The organism is Solidesulfovibrio sp. DCME, from assembly GCF_049995385.1.
Classification (GTDB): Bacteria; Desulfobacterota; Desulfovibrionia; order Desulfovibrionales; family Desulfovibrionaceae; genus Solidesulfovibrio.
The window spans coordinates 4108165-4122832 of the sequence record NZ_CP188261.1 but is presented as its reverse complement, the minus strand read 5'-3'; the positions used below and the strand labels follow the sequence as shown (position 1 = coordinate 4122832).

The 14668-nt window shown below is 42.8% G+C and carries 17 protein-coding genes and 1 pseudogene; 7 read left to right on the top strand and 11 right to left on the bottom strand.

Annotation, left to right across the window (positions count from 1 at the left end; all coding sequences use genetic code 11):
• Positions 1 to 137 precede the first annotated feature (137 nt).
• On the top strand, positions 138 to 368 hold the full coding sequence (locus tag ACP59X_RS18245) for a YcgL domain-containing protein (RefSeq protein ID WP_428561138.1): 231 nt from the start codon (positions 138 to 140) through the stop codon (positions 366 to 368).
• Positions 369 to 405: 37 nt separating this feature from the next.
• On the opposite strand, the gene ACP59X_RS18240 is transcribed toward ACP59X_RS18245, so the two are convergent.
• Positions 406 to 1281: a LamG domain-containing protein gene (locus ACP59X_RS18240; protein WP_428569960.1), complete on the bottom strand. Its 876-nt coding sequence runs from the start codon at positions 1279 to 1281 to the stop codon at positions 406 to 408.
• Between the two features lie 182 nt (positions 1282 to 1463).
• A pseudogene (locus ACP59X_RS18235) lies at positions 1464 to 1878 on the bottom strand (flagellin N-terminal helical domain-containing protein); the annotation flags it as partial.
• Between the two features lie 214 nt (positions 1879 to 2092).
• Between ACP59X_RS18235 and ACP59X_RS18230 the strand changes: the two are divergent.
• Both ACP59X_RS18230 and ACP59X_RS18225 read left to right on the top strand, forming a co-directional pair.
• Entirely contained in the window at positions 2093 to 2419 is a 327-nt protein-coding gene (locus ACP59X_RS18230; protein ID WP_428561135.1) for a helix-turn-helix domain-containing protein, read from the top strand.
• 712 nt (positions 2420 to 3131) lie between these two features.
• The gene (locus ACP59X_RS18225; protein WP_428561133.1) at positions 3132 to 3449 is read left to right on the top strand and encodes an ArsR family transcriptional regulator; all 318 of its coding nucleotides are present in this window, start codon (positions 3132 to 3134) and stop codon (positions 3447 to 3449) included.
• A gap of 90 nt (positions 3450 to 3539) precedes the next feature.
• Here the strand turns inward: ACP59X_RS18225 and ACP59X_RS18220 are convergent, their stop codons facing one another.
• The 7 genes from ACP59X_RS18220 to ACP59X_RS18190 all read right to left on the bottom strand — a co-directional run bounded on the left by ACP59X_RS18220 (position 3540) and on the right by ACP59X_RS18190 (position 11298).
• Positions 3540 to 4229: a hypothetical protein gene (locus ACP59X_RS18220; protein ID WP_428561130.1), complete on the bottom strand. Its 690-nt coding sequence runs from the start codon at positions 4227 to 4229 to the stop codon at positions 3540 to 3542.
• 36 nt (positions 4230 to 4265) lie between these two features.
• Positions 4266 to 4622 (bottom strand): hypothetical protein, encoded by a 357-nt coding sequence (locus ACP59X_RS18215; RefSeq protein WP_428561128.1) that lies wholly within the window; start codon positions 4620 to 4622, stop codon positions 4266 to 4268.
• Between the two features lie 81 nt (positions 4623 to 4703).
• Positions 4704 to 5177: a chemotaxis protein CheW gene (locus ACP59X_RS18210; RefSeq protein WP_428561126.1), complete on the bottom strand. Its 474-nt coding sequence runs from the start codon at positions 5175 to 5177 to the stop codon at positions 4704 to 4706.
• Positions 5177 to 7282, bottom strand: a complete 2106-nt coding sequence (locus tag ACP59X_RS18205) for a methyl-accepting chemotaxis protein (protein WP_428561124.1) — start codon at positions 7280 to 7282, stop codon at positions 5177 to 5179. Before ACP59X_RS18205 ends, ACP59X_RS18210 begins: the two co-directional genes overlap by 1 nt.
• Positions 7283 to 7511: 229 nt before the next feature.
• Positions 7512 to 8492: a helix-turn-helix domain-containing protein gene (locus ACP59X_RS18200; RefSeq protein WP_428561122.1), complete on the bottom strand. Its 981-nt coding sequence runs from the start codon at positions 8490 to 8492 to the stop codon at positions 7512 to 7514.
• Between the two features lie 79 nt (positions 8493 to 8571).
• Positions 8572 to 9987, bottom strand: a complete 1416-nt coding sequence (locus ACP59X_RS18195; RefSeq protein ID WP_428561120.1) for a GGDEF domain-containing protein — start codon at positions 9985 to 9987, stop codon at positions 8572 to 8574.
• A 60-nt stretch (positions 9988 to 10047) separates the two neighbouring features.
• Positions 10048 to 11298 carry an HD-GYP domain-containing protein gene (locus ACP59X_RS18190; RefSeq protein WP_428561117.1) on the bottom strand — a complete coding sequence of 417 codons (1251 nt, stop codon included), beginning with the start codon at positions 11296 to 11298 and terminating at the stop codon, positions 10048 to 10050.
• A gap of 747 nt (positions 11299 to 12045) precedes the next feature.
• Between ACP59X_RS18190 and ACP59X_RS18185 the strand changes: the two genes are divergently transcribed.
• The 4 genes from ACP59X_RS18185 (at position 12046) to ACP59X_RS18170 (ending at position 13269) form a co-directional block, all read left to right on the top strand.
• Positions 12046 to 12267 (top strand): AbrB/MazE/SpoVT family DNA-binding domain-containing protein, encoded by a 222-nt coding sequence (locus tag ACP59X_RS18185; RefSeq protein WP_428561114.1) that lies wholly within the window; start codon positions 12046 to 12048, stop codon positions 12265 to 12267.
• Complete coding sequence (locus tag ACP59X_RS18180; RefSeq protein WP_428561112.1) at positions 12267 to 12671, top strand: type II toxin-antitoxin system death-on-curing family toxin; 405 nt, start codon at positions 12267 to 12269, stop codon at positions 12669 to 12671. Before ACP59X_RS18185 ends, ACP59X_RS18180 begins: the two co-directional genes overlap by 1 nt.
• A gap of 208 nt (positions 12672 to 12879) precedes the next feature.
• On the top strand, positions 12880 to 13086 hold the full coding sequence (locus ACP59X_RS18175; protein WP_428561109.1) for a hypothetical protein: 207 nt from the start codon (positions 12880 to 12882) through the stop codon (positions 13084 to 13086).
• Positions 13087 to 13092: 6 nt separating this feature from the next.
• Positions 13093 to 13269 carry a hypothetical protein gene (locus tag ACP59X_RS18170; protein ID WP_428561107.1) on the top strand — a complete coding sequence of 59 codons (177 nt, stop codon included), beginning with the start codon at positions 13093 to 13095 and terminating at the stop codon, positions 13267 to 13269.
• Between the two features lie 77 nt (positions 13270 to 13346).
• Here ACP59X_RS18170 and ACP59X_RS18165 read toward each other — a convergent pair whose 3' ends face one another.
• Both ACP59X_RS18165 and ACP59X_RS18160 read right to left on the bottom strand, forming a co-directional pair.
• Complete coding sequence (locus tag ACP59X_RS18165; RefSeq protein WP_428561104.1) at positions 13347 to 13691, bottom strand: type II toxin-antitoxin system HicB family antitoxin; 345 nt, start codon at positions 13689 to 13691, stop codon at positions 13347 to 13349.
• Complete coding sequence (locus ACP59X_RS18160) at positions 13688 to 13945, bottom strand: type II toxin-antitoxin system HicA family toxin (RefSeq protein WP_428561101.1); 258 nt, start codon at positions 13943 to 13945, stop codon at positions 13688 to 13690. Before ACP59X_RS18160 ends, ACP59X_RS18165 begins: the two co-directional genes overlap by 4 nt.
• Positions 13946 to 14668 lie beyond the last annotated feature (723 nt).

Here is a 14668-nt window from a genome sequence, read left to right as displayed (position 1 = left end):
GGTGGCGGAGGACAAAGGAATAACGTCTATCTGTATAATATGATTTAATTTTTTAAATACGTGGGAACCGCGTTTCGTGATTCGGAGAAATGACGAGCGCCCAGGAACGTAACTTTCGACAGGAAGGAAAAGAAATCATGCCGTTTGCAATCCATCAAAGCAAAACCAATCATAAAATGTATCTTTTTACGCGAAGGAAGAACGATCTATCGTGTGTCCCAGAAGGTGTGTTGGAAGAATTAGGGAAAATCAAGTTTTTAAGAAACTCTTTCCCTCAAGAGAAAGAAACGGAAAAAATTTCTCCCTACTATAAAGAGATTGAAAATTTTGTATCTGCAAAGGGCTATTTTGTCTTGAAACTTGAATGATAAAATGTAGCACCTCTAGGGTGCTGGCGATTCGTTATTATTTTCCTTCAATCAACTGTAGCGCCATCTTCGGGAGCGAATTTGCTTGAGAAAGCATTGCAACGGCAGATTGTGATAGTATTTGCTCTTTAACCAACGATGTCATCTCCTGAGCAACGTCGGTGTCAGAAATTTGCGATTCAGCTGCTTGAAGATTCTCGGCTTGTATTTGTAAATTCGAGACCGTATTCTCAAGACGGTTCTGAGTTGCTCCCAGGTTTGCCCTGATTTTATCTTTCTTAATGATCGCAGTGTCAAGTCCAGACAAAGCTGATTGAGCGTCAGACTGTGTTTTTACGTCGTAGTCACGAAGACCAAGTGTTGTTGGCAAGTTATATTGAGAGATGTAGTAATAATCTTCTGCTGAGCTATTCCCCGTTCCAAAGTGGATTTTTGTGTCTCCATTTGTAAAAGTATACCCATTGACCACACCGTTGTAATAAGATTTGACATCGTCTGACGAAAGGGCTCGGTTGTATATACGAAAATCTTGGGTTTGGCCTATGAATTTCTCGTAATCTGCAACACCCATCCAAGGATCGTGTGCGATATAAATTGGCGACGAAAAATCAACAGCTCCCGTTCCAGAGTTGTCTGAAAGAATGAGGTCTCCGTTAAGGTAAACCTTGTATTCTCCATTGTCGTAGGTGTTCGTCAATAGATACCATTGGTCTTCTTTGACAACGCCAGGGTCTGAATCCAGTTCAGTACGTACGGAATTTGTGTGATAAGTTTGCAATGTGCCATCGTCAAGGACTTGGATTTCGTATCTGTGATCGAGTGGGGATGCTGTTGATGTAAAGATTTGGGAAGCTCCAGCGTGAAGATCGCTCACTTTAAACCAAAGAGAATAGGTGAAGCTCGATGTATTCATGCTGAAGTTTGCACTTAGATCATTGTTTGTTCCGTCAAAAACGATTGACTGGCTTCCTCCTATCCCGTCTGTAAACTTTGCATTTGACGTTATTGCTGCTGATATGTTCCCAGATGAATCTTTCAGTGTGCCATTGAATGAGTAGTTGAGCAAAAGACCGCTATTTAGACCAGAGCTATCAGAAAGCAATTTGATACCATTGAAATCCGTAGCCTCAGCTATTCTATTAATCTCGCTGGCCATGGCTTGAAATTCAGAATCAATGATCATTCTTTGATCAGAAGTATATGTCCCTGTCGCAGCTTGTTCTGCCAGTTCCTTCATCCGAATCAATTTTTCATCGATGACCTGCAAGGCTCCGTCAGCAGTTTGAATCATCGAGATGGCATCGTTCGCGTTTCTGATCCCTTGGTTCATGGTGGCGATGTCGGAGCGCATCAACTCCCGGACAGCGAGGCCGGCAGCATCGTCGGCAGAGGAATTGATCCGCAGGCCCGACGATAACCGCTGGGTCGAAGTGCTCATCGCACCATAGTGGTTCGACAAGTTTCTGGCGGTGTTCAGCGCCATCAGGTTATGGTTGATGACCAATGCCATGGGCGGCATCTCCTTCCTTGTCTCGTGTCCGGTTTCCCGTGATTTCCCGGAATTCTTTGCCGGCAATCCGGCTCCTGATCCGCCAGAAACCCTGTCCTCATGGAACAATTTAGCAAAACATAAAGTTTACTTGTTAATATCTAGCAAATTGCATACCTAGTTTGCTTATAGAGGAAGTCCGCTTGCCCTAGACTGGCCGAAAAGGACGGTCATCATGGGCGAGATTCTTAAGATTTTTGGAAAACGTCTCCGGTCGCTACGCCGGGCTAAGGACATGACCCAGGAGCAGGTTGCTGAACGCGCAGGGCTGTCCCTCCAAAGCGTCGGCGAGATCGAGCGGGGCAGGGGGAATCCGACCTTGGTGAACGTCGAACGGTTATCCGAAGCACTCAGCGTCGAATTGACGGAGCTTTTCGACCTCGGTGACGTCAAAATGACGAGGGAACAGGCGGTACAAGAGATATTGGCCCGGCTGGAAGGCGCAACCGAAGAACAGGTCCGAGCACTTCTGACGATGGTCAGGGTTTTGATCCAGAAATGACGGAAACATGTCGCGACCAGTTTAAGCATGGGCAATTTACTCCTAACCCTCAGGGAACACAGAGTTAGAAGAAGGATACCCTCGGAGCTGGGGCCAGGTCACGGGGGAGGTGGAGAAATTGGACGCGCCGGCACCGGAAACGGACGTTGGCCCGGAGCGGGGATTCCCTGAGTCTTGGGATCAAGGGGGAGCCAATGGGGGAGGCCCAGGAGAAAGGTCCAGGAGAGGGCAGGAGGGCGCGAATCCAGGGGCTGACCGGGTGGGAGCACAACCCCCAATTTCCCCCAAGGGGGGCTGGGACTACTTTCTCAGTGAAAGTATCGATATTTTAGCTAGTTCTGGGATGCATGGCGCTGCTTATTTTGATTTTTAGCAAATTCGCACAAAAAGGTAGTGTCGGATGGCAGACTCCTGCCATTTCCCGGGTTGTGTTTGTGCTAAAACGACAGATTTTGCGTGATGAAGCCTTGAACCTGCTCCAGTGGTGGCGAACAGGGATATACGCTCTATTCGCCTAATATTACGAATCTTTTCAAATGTGCGGTTTCCCGCGTTTTTGACTAACCTATATTTACCTACTCGACGAAACTGCATCTTTTGCCGTTAAAAATGATTAATCAGCTTTCAAGCAACTTCTGTTGACATCCTTTGTTTTTGAGATAGGGTTTGTCTTGAACAAATCGATACCGAAAATGAAAGGAGATTTTTACCCATGCCTGTTGCATCGAAATTTGACGCGATGAAACTTCGCACCATGATCACCGAAGGAAAGACCGCTCAGCAAATTATGGATGCCTTCGATATTCCCAAAACCACCCTGAAAAACCATCTCACGAAGCTGATATCGCTGGATGAGAAGTTTTACAAGATCGAAGGGATGGATGCTCGCGTGGCATCTGGAAGCGTGAAGTTTTCGAAGAATGGTCTCCGCCTGTCCCCGACGCTCCTGGCCAACTACGGCTTCAGCCAGGGCGACGAGTTCAAGGTCTCCTGCTTGGAAGAGGGGAAAATCGTTCTGGAAAAAATCTAGCCAGCTGGATTGGTTGGGAATAGTTGCGCATTATGGCCCACGTCGTCCTGTAAAAAGGGGTGACGTGGGCAAATCAAGCCAATACTAATTTTAACTACTGAATATTTCGTCACAAAATGGTGTATCGCTAATATCATGAATCAACTCTTGATAAAACTCTTGCAAACTGTCCGATGACAGTGTGCATGCTGCAAATATAATATTTAAAGAATTTACTGCTGCATCTTTCTTAAAAAGAATCTTTGCATCGTTAAAAATAAAAAGCAATCTTTCCTTAACTTCTTTAGCAAAGTCTTTAACTTCTGTAAACAAATCGATCTGCTCGTGATTCTCTTTAAAATCAATTTGTCTCTTTATTAAAGCTGTTGACAAAATTAAATGCAAAAAAATTTTATGTGTGATATTTACTCGATACAATCTTAGGAATGGCTCAAATCGTGAGAAAAACTGACAATGCGAGTGAAACATAAGATAGAGAGAGAGGACAAAACCTGCTCTTTGGGCTGTCTCCGTAAATTTTACATAATAGTTATTTTCTTCATAGATTATAGTCACCTGTTCGTGTGAAACTAAGTTGGAAAAATATACGATAAATGGCAACAGGGCATTAAGTAGGTTGCAATTGTTCAAAAATTTTCCATCATAGCATCGACGACAAAGAGGCGGAGAGCTGGAAAGAATATTTTCTAATTTTACATTTGTTTTGATTTCACTGGAATGTAAATTTATAGCGCAATGAAATTCATCGCCACGCAATGGTATGATAGTTATTTTGAGCATATTGAAACCGGTGTTTTGTCTGTTTTGGCGATATTGTCAGTTTGGCAAGCCTTTGTTGTTGTGTGGCCACATTTTTTCAGATATGTGGAAAGTTTTTTGATGGCATTCTCTTTTGTAGATGTGAAAAAGATGAGTATAAATTTCTGGCATCAATTTTTCAATTTTTGAGCTGAGGAACAAACTGTAAATATAGTCAATGAATTCTGGATCAAAATAAAATATCCTTAAGATAGAGTCGCGCCCGACAGTGGTTATCAATGTATTTATTTCTTCAAGACAGAGCGCTTGTACTTCGGTTAGGTACATGACAAAAATAACTTTTCTAGAAAATTCAGGAGGTGTGGAATCTCCAAGAATGCTTCTAGAAATCCTGTGTACGTCTTCAAATGGCATATCGTAGGACCTCGCGAGGGTGGGCCATGAAACTTCGGCGTGAAGTTTTAACTACACGGACTCACCCTCTTTAGCTTTTAACTATTGATTCCTGGTCAATTCTTCGACAGGAATAAGCTTATCCAGGTCAAGTAGTATTAGCAATCTGTCGTCAAGTTTGCCTACACCTTTGATATATTCCGATTCAATCCCAGCAACAACAGGTGGTGGCGGTTCAACAGTATTGGATTGAATTCTAAGAACTTCCGATACACCATCGACGACAAAACCAATAATCATTCGATGAAGGTCGACAACGATGATGCGTGTTTGGTTGTCGTGTTGCTTGGATTCCAGTAAAAAACGACTTCGCAAATCGATGACCGGGATAACCTTGCCCCGAAGATTGATAACTCCTTCGACGTGTTGTGGTGAGTTCGGTACTTTCGTGATCGCCATGGTGCGGATGATCTCTTGCACTTTCAGGATGTCAATGCCGAACTCTTCCTCGCCGATGGCGAAGGTCACTAGCTGGAGAAGTTCATTCTCCTGCTTTGAGGTGGTGGGCTCGTCCATTACCCTCTCCCTAAAGCAAGCGCCTTTTTGCCCGTGGGGAGGGCATTTGAACTCGATCCACCTTCGGATTTCATTTCATCAATAAGTCTTTTTAGCACCTGAGCTTGATCCGCTAACTCGCTTACAGCCTGAGAGGATTGTCGCATAGAGTCAGCAGTTTCTGAAGAAATACGATTAACATCTTCGATGCTTCGGTTGATTTCCTCGCTGGCGGAGGATTGTTGTTCTGATGCCGTTGCGATGGAACGAACTTGGTCGGTCGTGACTTCGGCAAGTGAGACAATTTCTCGTAAGGATTCGCCAGAGTGATTCGCTAATCTAGTGACTTCCTCGATATTTTTTCCCGAGCGCTCGACGTTGTCGATATTTTTCTTGGTTCCGTCCTGGATGCCCCGGATCGCTGCGCCCACTTCTTTGGTGGCGGTCATGGTCTTCTCGGCCAGCTTGCGGACTTCGTCAGCGACGACAGCAAATCCGCGTCCAGCTTCACCGGCACGTGCCGCTTCAATGGCAGCATTCAGGGCCAAGAGGTTGGTCTGGTCCGCAATGTCGGAGATGACATTTAGAATTTGACCGATTCCTTCAGCTTGTTTACCCAAGTTACCCATGTCATTTTTCATCTCAAGAGATTGAGATTGAACGTGTTCAATTCCTTTAACAACTTGACTGACAACTTTTGAACCTTCTTCCGCCTTCACCTTTGCTTGGTCAGCAGTCGATGCCGCATTTGAAGCATTTTTTGCAACTTCCATTACGGTGGCATTCATCTCTTCCATCGATGTTGCTGTTTCCCCAATGCGATGCGCTTGTTCTTCTGATCCTCGTGTGGATTGCTCAATTTGGGCAGAAAGTTGTTCAGATGCTGAGGTGACAATTTCGATAACACCTTCGAGTTGTTGAGCAGCGTGGAGTATGCCCTGAGCGGTAGCTTCTTTTGCCAGGCGTTGCTGTTCAACTATTTCAGTCAGATCCGTTGCAATGGTCAGTGTAGCAATGAGTTTGCTATCAAAATCAAAGATTGGTGCGCAATCTATATTACATACTTTTGCTTCGCCAGATATGGATTTGTATTCGACGTTTTCTTTGCGAATGGGTCGCTTTTCTGCAAAAACTTGGCGTGTTATTGTTTGTCTCGATTCGTCATTGTAGAAAAACTTAGCGATGGAAGTACCGATGTAATCTTCTGGTTTTCCATCTCTCCCTGTAAATTCAATCAATTGACTGTTTACAAATAGCATCTTTTCATTTGGATCAGAAACCAAGAGAGGTGTGGTCATCCCTCTCATTAAACCTTCAGCGAACCCTAGCTTGTTTTTGAGAGTTTCCGTCATGTGTTTAATAGCGCCGAACACACCAATCTCTGGTCTTGTCGCATCGAATTTTGCGGATAAATCACCATCAGCAATGCGTTTAGCTATTGCAGCCAAAGCAGCTGGTTCATCGCCAAGTTGTTTCATCGTTGTCTTTGCGAGAAACAAACCTAATATGATGCCAACAACAACTCCAATAGATGTTAGTAAAATAGCAATAAAATTAAAATTTGAAGATGTTTTTTCAATTTGTTTTCTGGTTTGTTGTGCATGTTCAATTTTAAATAGACTATATTCTGTTATACATTTACTCACGCTTATGGTTTTAACCATGCCTTCGTGGATAGCAATATCAACTGCTTCGGCATTTGATTCAACAGTATTTGTCCAGGACAACTTGCTGATTTTCTCTTGCAGCGGCTTCCATTCGGCCAACTTTTGTTCAAGCTGAGTCATTAGCTGGCGGCCGTGCTCCGTAATGGCTGTTGCTTTGAGCTTGGTAAGTTCAGTATCTAGCTCATTATATAATACGTTTATTTTGTTTTGGTTAGAGACAAGATCATCGTGGTTAGATGATGCTGCAATAGCTAGGCCTAGAAAGGCGACTTTAAGAAAACTTGCCTCAACGTTACTGACGGTACTTACTCCTTTAAAATCCTTATCAAAAGCTTCAACAATTCCATTATTTATCTGGTCAAAACCGTGAACTCCATAAAAACCCACTATAGCTGTAAAGCACGAGAGAATTAGTGTGAAAATAATCAGCTTAACTTGCGTGGATATTCTTTCAAGCATGACATGGGCCTCCCTGTAAATAGTGAGAGCAGCCATAGCACCATCGATGAACGGTGCAGAGCCACGAACGTCTATACTAAAAATTGTTGTGAGAATTTTGAGCGAAAGCTCACGCCGAAAAGATGGAAGGGACTAAATTTCTAACTACAACGCAGAATAAATCCCGTCTTCCGGAAAAAAGAAAATTTTTCCGAAAAGACGCAAAAAAAAGGAAAGAGAAGATTTTTACTTAAGTTCTGACTTTTTTCAACGATTCAAGTGGGGTAATCCCAAAACGTTTCTTATAGCATTCACTGAAGTGGGCATGGGTAGTGAATCCACAGGACAATGCGATGGATAAAATCGATACATCAGGTGGACTTTGCTGAAGAATCTGATGCGCCGTGAGCAGGCGACGCTCTCTTAGGAAATGAGAGGGTGAATACCCACGGTATTTTTTGAATGCTTCCTGAATTGTACGTATACTTAGTCCGGTGAGAGAGACCAAATCCTCTAGACGTAGAGGGCGTTCAGCATTCGCTTCGATATATTCTTCTACAAGTTTTATAATTTTTTTTGAGCTATTTGACTTTTTAGTGAAAAAATATCTTAAAATATCAGGTTGTGAATAGAGGAATGACAAATAAAGTAACTGCTCATATTGTGTTGCAATTATTGGAATGCTTGCTAGATGGGGGAATAAATCTAGCGAATTTGCAATGTGTTGTATTGTATACCCGATGTATGTACAATTGTAATTAGCTTTATGTTCAATTAATGTTTTAGTTTTACTGTTTTCGTTCGCTGAATAAATGAGATTGTACAGAATTGAAACTGGGAATATTGCTTGTAAAGAAATGGGGCTGTCTAAATAAAGATCTTGGACATCGCCCTGTTTATAGGATACGGCCAAGTCGTTACGTTTGTAGCGTTCCTCGTTATTTTTATTTTTTGTCGTAAAATTGCCATGAATTAAAAGATTGCAAAAAATATCATCGCTTTCATGTATAAGGCGGTGCGTGTAAATAGAGTTGTTTCCTATATTGTTTATTCTAGCTTTTCCTAGTTTCGTCGTATTGAAAAATGCTGAAAATTTATTTAATGTTGCAAAAGAATAGTTTGTAAAAGAAGTTTTATTTAATATAAAAGCCTGCCATTCTTCTGGATTGTCTGTTTCAAAGCAGGTAAAAGCTGACAATTGTTTTTGAATATTGAGGAAGTCAGTATTCATAAATATCCCATGATCACCCGAGTAATTTTGATGATTGCAAATGAGTCGGCATAATTAATAAAAATTGTTAATAGTAGTTTTAGCTGGCTTCAAGATTATGATGCCAAGTAACGACTTTGTTCCTTCCAGAATTTTTTGCTATATATAAAGCTTTGTCAGCATAATACAATATATCGGAAAGATTTTGGCCCTCTTTTCGCTCAAATACTCCGATAGATACAGTGAATGAAATGCTGTCATGCAGCCCGTCAACTTTAATTTGAGCCAATGATTGTCTGAGCCTTTCAGCAATTTGTTCTGCTTCTTCTAAAGTGGTCTCCGGTAAAATCGCCGAGAATTCTTCTCCTCCAATCCTGCCAAATATATCTGTTTGGCGAAATAATTTTCGACACTCCGCGGACAGAGCCCTGAGAACATCATCGCCAATGGCGTGTCCAAAAGAATCATTAATTTTTTTAAAGTGATCGATGTCAAGCATAAAAAGAGATAAATGTCTGTTGTAGCGTTCTGAACGATAAACTTCGTCTTCTGCTCTTTCCAAGAAACGATGCCTGTTGTGTACGCCAGTCAGGGCATCAGTTGTAGCAAGATGGTTCAATTGTAATTCTAATTTTTTTCGTTCTGTAATCTCATCAAGAAGTATTAAAATTCCAGAAAATTTGTCTGAAACATCCAGCATGCGGGAAAAAAACACATCGAAATATTTATTTTCGCCAAAAAAGTTTGTTTTGATTTCTACTCTGTCGGAGAGAATGTCTCCTGTAAAAAATGCGTTCATTTCTTCGGTTAGCCAGGGCAAATAAGCGTCAAGGGGCTTGCGGTGTCCTTCAGTTTTTCTGCCTACCGTACTATGTCCACCGGAATAATAAATTTCCACAGTGTCACAAGTGAGACCTAGTAAATTAGCAGCTGAAATATTGATGCTGTCTATCAACATATCCTTGTCTAGAAGAAACGCAGGGCGAGGGATGCTTTCAAATATAGTAAGGTACTTGTTTTTTTCGTTGGCTAAATTTCTATTCGTCTTTTTAAGACTTGAAATTCGTTGGGAGTTATTTGTCGTAACCCATTCAGTACACAAAGCAATTTCAAAACGGTCGAAACTCCGCGATACAAAACGAGCCCAAATCTGTTTGAAATCTTCTGGGCCTTTTTCTTTGACTAACTCAACATAAGCATCGCGATAGTACTTAAGAAGTCCAAGGAACATACTCAAGGTGATGCCGCGCTCACGATGCCGCTGGGCTTCGAGCCTTCCAAATCTCGAAATGGGATCGGCAGCATAATCTTCATCGGGAGTAAACTGAGGTTCTTTCCCTGCATGGCTTTGAAAAGCCATGCACAGAGAATTTGTTAGGCCAGATATGGACATACGCCAAGCTACTAGTAATGTAGAAGTATATTTACTAAAATTATATAGTTTAGAATAAAAAAGAATGCGCTCCATGAGCCATGCTTCATTTTCTTGTAATAATTGTGATAGTTGCTGAGTCACATTTTCTCCAATCGAGTGAAGTGCCAAAACTATACAAAAGATGGCTGGTGTTTGCCTGTATCAATAAGTTGTGGATATTTTATATTGTTCGAGTGTATGGGCTTGGCATTTTATTATAAGTTCATTAATCTGGTCTCCGTGCCGTTCAATTGTTTGAAACATACCTGGAGAAATAAAAGATGCCATATTGTTTCTTATTATTTCGAATGCAGTATGGATAGATAATTTTTTGCGGTATGGACGGTCTTCCATCAGGGCAGAGATTATATCTGCAAAAGCTAATATTTTCGTGCCTACATCAAGTTTCGAATCGTCTAGCCCATATGGATAGCCAGACCCATCGCTCTTCTCGTGATGCCTTTCCGCCCAAGTTATTATTTCTAGAAACCATTCAGACGAATTTAGTTCATTAAGAATCTGGCCTGTATAATAAGCATGTTGCTTGACAATATTGAATTCTTGGTCAGAAAGAGGGCCAGGTTTGTCAAGCAAGCTTGGGTCAATGCCTATTTTCCCAAGGTCATGTAAATATCCAGCGATCAACAGTTTTGTGCATTTTTCACTTGAAAATCCAAAATATTCACCAAGTAAACCTGATAAGTGCGCAACAGTGTAAGAATGTGCGGCTGTAAAGTGGCATCTATAATCTATTATTCGTGACAAAATTAAGGAGAAATCCACGATATTGTCTAACGATAATTCAAAATTAATATCCGAGTCAATCCTAAGAAAAATTTGGCTAATGTCTAATGAGTTAATTTCTGTCCAAAATTGATCTGTGCCCGAGAGATCTTCAAATGCGTTAAAAACTTTTGGGTGATAAATAGTACCAACATTCGCTTTAATTTTATTCATCGTCTTTAGCTTCAAATTGGGATTATGACTGTCGTGACTTAAAAAGATATCAACTCTGTCGGCTAGATTAATTATATGGCTTTGGAAGGGAGCTTTCTTATTGGATATTTGCAAAGATTCATAGTATTTTATGTGGTGATTTCTAATGATTTGAGCTATGTTCTGAAATGCTGCAAAGGGTGCCAGCATGCAGCTTCCCATGATACAATGGGGCAATGGCGTTATCACATCCTCTTGTGTGAGCTGATCCCGATCGTGAATAGACAGTGCTCCTATATCGTGCAAACTAGCGGCAACAACAAGCTCAAACAACTCGTCATTATTCAGGCGGATTTGCTTGCCAAGTTGGTATGCAATTGCGGTTGTTCGTCTATGGTGGGATTTTAGCAAAAAATTAAAGCTGTCGATTGACTTAATAATCGGTCCGGCCAGATCTCTCAGGGTCAGTTTTTCCATAGGATGTATCCAATCTTTTGCAGACACATTCAGTTTCTGAAAAAGTATCAATGATAGTGGTCGTTATGCTGATGGTTATTATTGCAAAATCATTTTATACACCATACTGTGCTTAAGCGCTTTATCTTAGACTAATAAGACCTTTTTTATCTTATTACATAAAATTCGATTTTTGTCAAGTTTTATTTCAACAAGTCGTGAATAATTCCCATCCCCGTCAATCCCCGTTTCTCCTCCCTCCGTGAAAAAATCCCAACAAACCCCTTGACCTCCCCGTACCAAATCCGTACTTACCCCGAGCCAACGACGCGCCAACGAAGCCAACGGTTTTGGCCCCCAACTTTTTCTTGGGAACGAAAGATTTGGGGTTGACTTCGGGACGAGTTTGGGGCATTTAGCCTGTTCCCTGATTCTGTTTATAGGACCGTAGCTCAGGGGGAGAGCGCTTGCTTGACACGCGAGTTTCCCGCTTTAACCCCTTAAAATAATTCCAAAAGCCCCTGTGAAAAAGTGATCTCGTTGGCGAGTAGCCAACGGGATCTTCTTCTTTTTTTCGGCCAGAATATCGGACTTTGGTCAGTCGTTGGCGCGACTGTGGCGGGTGCTGCCAACTGAGAGAGCTATTTTCGGTTTCTCTGTTGATTCCATTGAAGTTTTTTAGATGCACTCTCATCTTTTCCCGGTGTTCACCCCTTGACCGATGGCAGATACTGTTATAATTTTTGTTCGTACATCAAAGGAGGAGATATGCGAGCAACCGTCACCCAAATTGGAAATTCCACGGGATTGATCCTTCCGAAAGAAGTTGCAGCGCGTCTCAAAGTTAAAAAAGGGGATAGCGTCTACCTCACCGAGACGCCGGAGGGATATTCCGTCACTCCCTATGATCCTGGATTTGAAGAGCAAATGGAATCTGCTCGCAAGGGGATGGCCCGGTATCGCAATGCATTGAAGGAACTGGCTAAGTGATGGACTGGCGGTGGCTGACCGAGAAGGTGATTGTTGCCATCCATGACGAACAAATCGCTGAACATGGTGGAGGAAGAGGCGTCAGGGATCATGGTCTTTTGTTGTCGGCACTTGCGCGACCTCAACACCTTTTGCAATATGCTGCTCCCGATGTCTTTGATTTGGCCGCAGCTTACGCCTTTGGTATCGTAAACAATCATCCCTTCATAGATGGGAATAAACGGACGGGTTTTCTCGCTGCTTATGTCTTCCTGGACATCAATGGTTGGGAGTTGACCGCGCCGGAGCCCGAAGTAGTTGCCGCAGTTCTTGCCCTAGCCAGTGGTGAAATTAACGAAAAAGGATTTTCGACTTGGCTTAAGGATCGATCATACAATAGGCAGAGCACGGACGATGAGGGGTAATCTTGTTTCGAATACGCGTTTCTCCGCGTATTTGGGTAACCTGCCGGTATTGTTCAAACCAGTAAAGATTTTTTGTCGAGACCTCTAAACCATCCGTCGTCGCTTCATCAAAGGATTGCGGAATTATAAGGAAACTTACTCCTCACTTGTGGACAGTTGGGCGATAATTCTGTGAATCCTCCGATAGTGATCACCACGGGAGGTCTCCATGTCTGATAAAGTCGCAACAATTGGCCTTGATACAAAAGGTATCGAAGCGGCTCTTGCTCGTGCTGTTCGACGAGCTGAAAAGATCGCTAGAGAGACAGGAACTCCTCTTATATTTTGGAAGGATGGGCATATTGTCGAGATATGTCCCGACCAGCTGTCGCATCAAGATTCGCAAACTGATGTTTTGCCTGGGATAGGTTCTTGAAACGATATGCTGCATCATGACGAACTCACTGAAAAAATGCTTGCGAATCCTGATGTCAAGGAAGCTTATGATGGCATGACTCCAGAGTTTGCTCTCTTGGATGAACTGTTACGTGCAAGAGATGCTGCTGTGAGTCAACCCGATCGTAGTCTTGATGGGAGCGAATGTCCCTTTCGTCGCTAAGCTTGAGCCAGCGTTATCCAGTGGTAATCGCTCTCCGTCTGTAATGACTTTGCTGTTAAGTCATAATTACTTTCTATTTAAGAATGAATAGTCTCTTTTGCTGCACGTTCTAGCGCTTCAGCTGCAAAGGTATTTAAGCTCTTTCCTGTTGCTTTGGCAGCTGCTTCGGACAACCGATGAATTTCTGGCGATACTCGGACCATAAAACGACCCGAGTAGGGTTTCTCAGGACTTTTACCAATCTCCGCGCAAGTGGACAAATAGTCCTCAACAGCTTCTTGGAATTCCTGACGCAACTCATCGACGGATCGACCTGTAAAGTGAATCACGTCGCGGATGCCAGCAATCTCCCCATGAAATGCATCATCGTCAGGCTCAAATTCGAACGTACCAACGTAGCCTTTGTATTGAAGAGCGTTCATTCTTCGATCTCCATTTGGTCGAGGAACCGGCGCACAGACTTGACAGCACCTTTGTCGAGAACTGGTCGTGGATGTGGCCGGTGAATTCGAAGGATTGCCCCATCTGCTGAGACAAATCGCACTCGTGATCCTTCACCTTCGAGTTTTCGACACCCGTTTGCCTGTAGCAATGCCTCGACAGCAGCCCAAGTGAGTTCTCCCCGTTCCGGCTTGGATCGGATCGCTTCCAGCGTCCTTCTGTGCTTGCTGTTCATTGAAGAAATGATACTACTTTTTGGTGCAAGGTCAAGGTCGTTGGATTTTAACAGAATGTCTCCTCGACCTGGGTCAAAAACGTGGGAAACCGCGTTTTGGTCCTTCCCTATGGTCAAAATCGCAGGACTCTGCCATCGGGACTGGTCAAATTGACTGGAAATCCGCTTTTCCCATGAAATCCTGGTGATTTTGCTCCTATATAGCTAGCATGGACGTGAAAAGTACAGGGTCCTGTGAGTTTTGACCTCCGAAAAACCATGTAAAAGGTACTTTTTCGGTTTTCGCAGCTTCCTGCATTTTTTTATCATACTGAATTTATGGGTATTCATCGATAACAGCAGTGCCACCGTTCTTCCAAATGTGCCCCCAAAGGGATAGCTTACGCCTCAACGGGCCAGCTGCGTCACTGGCTTCGGTCCCGGGCGCTGAGTCGAACACGTACACCTCTGTTAAAAAATGGTGGACCTCCGTGCCAGAGAAGTCCACCGTTGAATCAACATGTTAGCCCAAGATTTTACACGAGATTGTTATCAAATAAAGCAATCTTTACAAGCATATCCAACCCGAAGATATTGACAATCCTTGTTTCACCTACAGTCCAATCTCGTTCCATGGCGAGCTTTCTTTGCTTCTTGATCATGTCAATGTTTTCTTTGAACTGTTCGGGGCTGTATAAGACACGATAATGTTCATAGATTTTTTTGTTGCATTTTTCACATAAG

Coding starts and splice junctions, on each gene's coding strand:
- ACP59X_RS18245 (WP_428561138.1), top strand. CDS start 138: ATGCCGTTTGCAATCCATCAAAGCAAAACCAATCATAAAATGTATCTT.
- ACP59X_RS18240 (WP_428569960.1), bottom strand. CDS start 1,281: ATGAATACATCGAGCTTCACCTATTCTCTTTGGTTTAAAGTGAGCGAT.
- ACP59X_RS18230 (WP_428561135.1), top strand. CDS start 2,093: ATGGGCGAGATTCTTAAGATTTTTGGAAAACGTCTCCGGTCGCTACGC.
- ACP59X_RS18225 (WP_428561133.1), top strand. CDS start 3,132: ATGCCTGTTGCATCGAAATTTGACGCGATGAAACTTCGCACCATGATC.
- ACP59X_RS18220 (WP_428561130.1), bottom strand. CDS start 4,229: ATGCTCAAAATAACTATCATACCATTGCGTGGCGATGAATTTCATTGC.
- ACP59X_RS18215 (WP_428561128.1), bottom strand. CDS start 4,622: ATGCCATTTGAAGACGTACACAGGATTTCTAGAAGCATTCTTGGAGAT.
- ACP59X_RS18210 (WP_428561126.1), bottom strand. CDS start 5,177: ATGGACGAGCCCACCACCTCAAAGCAGGAGAATGAACTTCTCCAGCTA.
- ACP59X_RS18205 (WP_428561124.1), bottom strand. CDS start 7,282: ATGCTTGAAAGAATATCCACGCAAGTTAAGCTGATTATTTTCACACTA.
- ACP59X_RS18200 (WP_428561122.1), bottom strand. CDS start 8,492: ATGAATACTGACTTCCTCAATATTCAAAAACAATTGTCAGCTTTTACC.
- ACP59X_RS18190 (WP_428561117.1), bottom strand. CDS start 11,298: ATGGAAAAACTGACCCTGAGAGATCTGGCCGGACCGATTATTAAGTCA.
- ACP59X_RS18185 (WP_428561114.1), top strand. CDS start 12,046: ATGCGAGCAACCGTCACCCAAATTGGAAATTCCACGGGATTGATCCTT.
- ACP59X_RS18180 (WP_428561112.1), top strand. CDS start 12,267: ATGGACTGGCGGTGGCTGACCGAGAAGGTGATTGTTGCCATCCATGAC.
- ACP59X_RS18175 (WP_428561109.1), top strand. CDS start 12,880: ATGTCTGATAAAGTCGCAACAATTGGCCTTGATACAAAAGGTATCGAA.
- ACP59X_RS18170 (WP_428561107.1), top strand. CDS start 13,093: ATGCTGCATCATGACGAACTCACTGAAAAAATGCTTGCGAATCCTGAT.
- ACP59X_RS18165 (WP_428561104.1), bottom strand. CDS start 13,691: ATGAACGCTCTTCAATACAAAGGCTACGTTGGTACGTTCGAATTTGAG.
- ACP59X_RS18160 (WP_428561101.1), bottom strand. CDS start 13,945: ATGAACAGCAAGCACAGAAGGACGCTGGAAGCGATCCGATCCAAGCCG.